This window comes from Lactobacillus sp. (genome assembly GCF_051873315.1).
Classification (GTDB): Bacteria; Bacillota; Bacilli; order Lactobacillales; family Lactobacillaceae; genus Lactobacillus.
Window position 1 is genome coordinate 1 of record NZ_JBJEES010000009.1, and the last position, 4,286, is coordinate 4,286.

General features: G+C 50.3%; 3 protein-coding genes. 2 read left to right on the top strand and 1 reads right to left on the bottom strand.

Translation table 11 applies throughout. The features are described from left to right. Window positions 1–172: 172 nt before the first annotated feature. Window positions 173–1,378: a PLP-dependent aminotransferase family protein gene (locus tag ACI32D_RS00415; protein ID WP_439774710.1), complete on the bottom strand. Its 1,206-nt coding sequence runs from the start codon at window positions 1,376–1,378 to the stop codon at window positions 173–175. 122 nt (window positions 1,379–1,500) lie between these two features. Between ACI32D_RS00415 and ACI32D_RS00420 the strand changes: the two genes are divergently transcribed. Beyond that, entirely contained in the window at window positions 1,501–2,415 is a 915-nt protein-coding gene (locus ACI32D_RS00420) for a LysR family transcriptional regulator (RefSeq protein WP_439774711.1), read from the top strand. Between the two features lie 233 nt (window positions 2,416–2,648). Beyond that, the coding region (argS, locus tag ACI32D_RS00425; RefSeq protein WP_439774712.1) for an arginine--tRNA ligase at window positions 2,649–4,286 on the top strand (1,638 nt) is incomplete at its 3' end.

The window sequence follows — 4,286 nt, forward strand, 5'->3', positions numbered from 1 at the left end:
TAGGAAGCTGCCGCGCGAATCAAGAGTCAGACGGAAGTCTGGCTCTTTTTGTTTTATATTCTTACGATAGAAATTGCTTTTTAGCCAGAAAATGGCCTACAATAGATTGACAGTTATTTAGCAGCAAAAAACCGCCCAAGTGTTGGACGGTTGCAAATAGTATTTAGCTGGTTTAGATTGCCATTCTCAGCTGAGCAGGGCTGAGGATTCTGCCCAAGCGCTCAGCGCCTTCATCGATCTGGCTCAGACTGGAACCAGTGAAGTTGACCCGGAGGCCGTTATTTTTGTCCCAATTTGGATAGAAGCTGGCAGAAGGCACGTAGATGAGGTGTTCTTTCGGCACAGCTTCGTCAAGCAAGAGCTGTCTGGTATCAATTTCATCTCCTAGTTCAACCCAGAAGAAGAAGCCGCCTTCCGGCTGGCTGATTTTGGCATCAGCTGGCAGATAAGTCTTTAAAGCCTTGGCCATAGCATCCAGCTTGACCCGGTAGACCTTCTTCAGCTGGTCAATATGCTGGTCCAGGTCATTATCAGCCAGGTAGGCAGCAACAGTACCAGCGGCTAAGTACGGTACTTCCAGGTCAGCTGACAACTTCAAGTTGACCAGCTGCTCCTTGATTTCCGGACTGGCCACCAGCCAGCCTAAACGGAAGGCAGGGGAAAGAATCTTAGAGAAGCTGGACAGGAAAATTACCCGGCCTTCGGTGTCAAAGCTCTTGATGCTTGGCAAAGTTTCCCCATGGTAGCGCAGGTCCCGGTATGGGGTGTCTTCCAGGATGACGAAGTCGTAGCGGTTAGCCAGATCGACCAGGCGCTGGCGCTTGGCCAGGGACATGGTGATCCCGGTTGGATTGTGGAAGTCCGGCACCGTGTAGAAAAGCTTGATTGCCGGGTGCTTTTTCAGTACTTCTTCAAAGTAATCCAGGTTGACTCCGTCGTCTTCCAGAGGAATTTCGTGGTAGACTGGCTCGTAATTGTCAAATGCAGCCAGGGCTCCGACATAGCTGGGAGCTTCAACTGCCATTTCATCGCCAGCTTCCAGGAAAAGCTTGGCTACCAGGTCGATCCCTTGCTGGCCGCCAGCCGTCAGCAAAATGTCATCGGCGTTAGCCTCGATTCCCTGCTGCCTTGCCCGGTTTGCCAGATAGTCGCGCAAGTCGCCCGGCCCTTTAACGTCATGGTATTGGAAGGAGTGGGCCTGTTCCTGGTTAACGGCCTTTTGGTAAGCAGCTTGCAAAGCCTGGCTTGGGAAAAGGCTTTCGTCCGGGCAGCCGCCGCCAAAGGAGATGTTGTCGGAAAAGTTGCTTTCCGGGAAGAGCCCTTGCAGGCGGGATGGATTTTCAGTTTTGATTCTATTGGCAAAAAGCTTGCTTAACATTTTTCATTGCTCCTAATTGTATTGTCATTTGTGCGTTGACTATATTATAATTGCTTGAGTAAGAATAATAAAATTCAACTTGTTTAATTTTAAGTGAAATATTTTCATGTTAGGAGGGGCAAATGCTGCCATTTCCATATTTAGTCTTCAGGACGGTTATTGACCAGGGGACCTTCAACAAGGCTGCCCTGGTCTTAAACGTCACTCCGTCAGCGATCAGCCACTCGGTCAACCAGCTGGAGACGGAACTGGGCTTTCCAGTCTTCGTCAGATCAAGAAACGGGGTCAAGCTGACGCCTGATGGGGAAAGGATTCTCCCCTTGATCCAGGAAATTATCAATGACCAGAGCCGGCTGGAGCAGGTAGCCCAGCAGATTCAAGGCCTGGACACTGGTTTGATCCGGATCGGGGCCTTTTCTTCCGCCTGCATCAACTGGCTGCCGCCTTTGATCCAGAATTTTGCCAAAAACTACCCCCAGGTCAAAATTTCCGTCCGCCAGGCTGGCTTCAGCGAAATCACCCAGGCGGTGAAAAGCGGGCAGCTGGACCTGGGCTTGACCATGCTGCCGGAAAATGATCAGGGAATCAGCTGCGAGAAAATTCTGGAAGACGAAATCTACTGCATTGCCCCCAAAAACTTCCAGGTCAAAAACGGTCACAGCGTTAGTGAAGAGGATCTGGTAAATTACAATTTTATCCTGCAGCAAAGTGACTACGACCTGGACACGAAAGCTGCCCTGGACCACTATTCCATCAAGTCAACGGCGATCCAGTTCTCCATTGACGACCAGTCAATCGTAGCCATGGTAGAAGCAGGCCTGGGCCTGGGCATCCTGCCGGCTTTGGCCCTGCAGAAGATGCAGGGAGAGGTCAAGATCCTGCCTTTCAGCACGCCCTTTTACCGGAAGATTGCCCTGGTGACTTCCAACCAGCAGCGCCTGGCTCCGTCAACCAGGCAGATGATCAGGAACGTGCATGAGCTGATTAGGCGCCAGTATCCTGGCGGACGCTTGACCATGGAAGCTGAAAACGCATAGAATGCATGCAGTCTGTATAAATAGTATAATGAAATTATTAAAATCTGTTGTCACAGGCGCTAATCTCTTGCTATAATATACAGAGTAAAAATAAATGAGACTGCAAAGCGTTTTGTCACACTCGATGAGATTAATAGGAAGCATGAACTAAATTTTGCATCAGCGATGGGGCAAGCAAGCGCTGAGTGATTTTTATTCAATTTTTTAGACATAGGAAACAAAGAAGGTATTTTATGAACGGTAAACAACTTGTTGCAGAAGCCTTACAAACGGTTTTGCCAGACTGGTCACTGGAAGATATTGACGTCAAGATCGAACGTCCAAAGGATGAAAAGCTGGGGGATTACGCTTTTCCAACCTTTACTTTAGCCAAGACCATGCGCAAGGCGCCAAACTTGATCGCGGCTGAACTGGCTGAAAAGATTGACCAGGGGAATTTTGAAAAGGTCCAAGCAGTTGGTCCATACATCAACTTCTTCTTGGACAAGAGCCAGACTGGGGCGGCTATTTTACAGGAAATCCTGGCTGACCCTGAAAACTACGGTGCCCGTGACCTTGGCCACGGCCGGAACGTTTCAACTGAATACTCATCACCTAACATTGCCAAGCCAATGGGGATGGGCCACCTGCGGTCAACCATGATCGGTGAAGCTATTGCCCGCATCCTGGCCAAGGAAGGCTTCAAGCCAATCAGAATTGACTACCTTGGCGACTGGGGCACCCAATTCGGGAAGATGATGGCTGCCTACAAGATGTGGGGCAACGACGCCGACATTGAAAAGGACCCAATCAACACTCTTTTGTCCTACTACGTCCGGATCAACCGGGAAGCTGAAGAACACCCGGAATACGATGAAGCCGGCCGGGAATGGTTCTCCAAGCTGGAACACGGCGACGAAGAAGCCAAGCGCCTGTGGAGCTGGTTCAGAGAAGTTTCCCTGGAACGGTTCAAGAAGGTTTACGACATGCTGGACGTCCACTTTGACTCCTTCACCGGTGAGGCCTTCAGTGCCCAAATGATGGATGAACCAATCAAGATCCTCCGGGACAAGGGCCTCTTGGTTAAGAGCCAAGGTGCTGAAATCGTTGATCTTGAAAAGTACAACCTGCCGCCTTTGATGGTTATCAAGAGTAACGGTACTTCAACTTACATCACCCGTGACCTGGCAACTGCCATGTACCGGAAGAAGACTTACGGCTTCTACAAGTCCATCTACGTTGTTGGCCAGGAACAAGAAGTCTACTTCCAGCAGCTGCGTGCTTGCTTGAAGGAAATGGGCTTTGACTGGGCAGACGACATTGTCCACATCAGCTTCGGTCTGATGAGCATCAACGGCCAGAAGATGTCTACCAGAAAGGGTAACGTCGTTAACCTGGAAGACGTTTTGAACGAATCCGTTGACCTGGCCCGCAAGCAGATTTCTGAAAAGAATGCCGGCTTGAAGAACGCTGACGAAGTTGCCAAGCAAGTCGGCATCGGCGCGGTTGTCTTCCACGACTTGAAGAACTACCGCCGCAACCCGATCGACTTCAACTTGGAAGAAGTTGTCAAGTTCGAAGGCGAAACCGGTCCTTACGTGCAATATGCCCGGGCCCGTGGCGAAAGCCTTTTGAGAAAGAGCGGCATTACCGACTTCTCAGATGTTGACTTGACCAAGATCGGCGCTGAAGAATGGGACTTGGTCTCCTTCATGGGCCGCTACGCCGACACCATTCAAAAGGCCATGGAAAGCTACGACCCAAGCGCGATTGCCAAGTACGCCCTGGAACTGGCCAAGCGCTTCAACAAGTACTACGCTCATACCAGAATTTTGGTTGATGACGTTGACGAAGATGTCAAGAAGGCCCGTTTGGCTGTTGTTCAAGCAGTC